The 1,885-nt window shown below is 63.0% G+C and carries 1 protein-coding gene; it reads right to left on the bottom strand.

The features are described from left to right. Positions 1-603: 603 nt before the first annotated feature. Positions 604-1,885: MFS transporter (locus HMPREF0321_RS08335; RefSeq protein WP_217490531.1), on the bottom strand; the 1,282-nt coding region annotated here is incomplete at its 5' end.

Below are 1,885 nucleotides of genomic sequence, written 5' to 3'. Positions count from 1 at the left end.
CGCCCACAACGCCCAGACGTTCTCCTGCTGTTCGTTCGACAACCCGGCCATGACACCCACGATCCCCTATCGGTGGTGGTGCGTTGACCGGTTGAACTCGCCAACGTTTTTGCTACACCGCTAGGGCTGCCTGACGGTCCGATGATGACCCGCCTGGTCTGAGCTCTCGACTGTGTGAGTAGGAATATCCCTAGATGCGCTGTGGTGAAAAGTGCGCATCTCAGGGGGTTCCCACTTGCGTGGGTGGGGTACACCCTGGTACCCAACAACGGACGTTCGAATGTTCGCTCATTGGTTGTTGTAGCGCCCCTGTCCTCCGACCTGGACTCGACGCAGAACCAGAAGGCCATCGCGAAGACGAATACGCTAGCCGCCGCCGCCTATGACCCGACGACGACGGTGACGTGGACCACCTTTATTCCCGAGAAGAGGGTAGAGTCCCCTGGTCGGTCCTGGTGGAGAGCGAATAAAGGGTGTGACTACGGCGGTAAGTATTTCGGTGGCGACGGTCACGACTAGTGTGCTGCAGGTCACAGCAAATTCATGTCTCGCGCACTAGAGGTCGCTTGTCAAACCGGTTCGTTCAGGAACGGGCGACGCGGGTCAGAGACGCAGCGTGTGGTCGGCGCGGAAGTCATCGGTGGTTGGCCGGTGCAGAGTCAGTGAGTAGAGAGCAGCTGCAGCACACGCGACGGTCATGATCCAGAGCAGGACGCGGGTGGCGTCGAGGGTACCGGCGAGACCGAACAGGGCCATGCCGAGGGGAATCGCTGTGGTGTTGACGAGCTGGTCGCGGGTGGCGAACTCGTTGACGAGGTGATCGGTTCGTAAAGACTGCCCCATCGTGTCCCAACGGATTCCGGAGACGGTGACGGCCATGGAACCGGTAGCACCGATCGCGGCGAGAATCCATACGTTGGGGGCGGCGACGAAGGCGGCGACCTCAGTGGCGGCCAGGGCCAGGGCGCAGACGTGGATAGTGCGCCATCGAACGACATCGAATGCCCCAAGGAGTGTGGACGTGGATGCGAGGAGGCTACCGACGCCTAAGGCTGTGGCGGTGATGGTCCAGCCGGTGACGTCGAACCGCGACATGACCTGAGTGGGACCGGCAACGCCGATGATGCCGATTGTCAGCGCGAGCACACCCCAGGTGGCCAGGCCGGGCGTGAACCAGGCCGGCATCGTCCCCGTTCGCGGGGTCGGGGTGTCGTCGTCGTCGGCGGGGGTGGAGGCAGATTCGGTTCGCGTGGCGCGCAACGGGACCAGGATCGTGGCGGCGACCAGGAAGCTGACACCGTCGATGAGCAGGACGTTTTGGAATCCCAACCAGACGACGGCCAGTGACCCAAGGACAGGTCCGAGGATCGCCGAGAGATCGCCGACGATGGACAGTGTCGAGTTGATCCGCTGATACTCGCTCGGCGCGCCGAGTGTCGAGATGGCTGAGAAACGGGCTGGAACGAAGAACGCAGCGGCGAACCCGTACACGAAGGAGGACAGACCTAGGGCGGAGATCGCAGCGGGCGCAGAAGCGGTGACGTTTGTAGCCAGGATGGCGAGCAGGATCAGCTGAGCGGCCGCCCTGACCAGGTCGGCGTTGATCATCGCGTGCACAGGGCGTGCGGTGGCCGGCCTCTTTCGTACAAGCGTCATCCCGCCGAAGCGACCGAGCCACAACAGCAGCAGAACGCAGGCCATGCCCCAGCCTCGAGGTTCCACTCGGTGGCACTCGATCGCGAACGCGATAGGGATCAACGCGTCACCCAGGGCGGATATCACCGCCCCGACGACGATGGGGCGGGCCGCCCCATTCCGGCGTTGTTGAACGAATGGGCGAGCGTCGTCGCCTAATGAAGAAGAAATGTGGCTCTTCCGAGTTCCG

Origin of the sequence: Dermacoccus sp. Ellin185 (assembly GCF_000152185.1) — a bacterium.
GTDB lineage: Bacteria > Actinomycetota > Actinomycetes > Actinomycetales > Dermatophilaceae > Dermacoccus > Dermacoccus nishinomiyaensis.
Note: the sequence above shows the minus strand (reverse complement) of the source record. Positions and strands in the feature narration are given on the sequence as shown.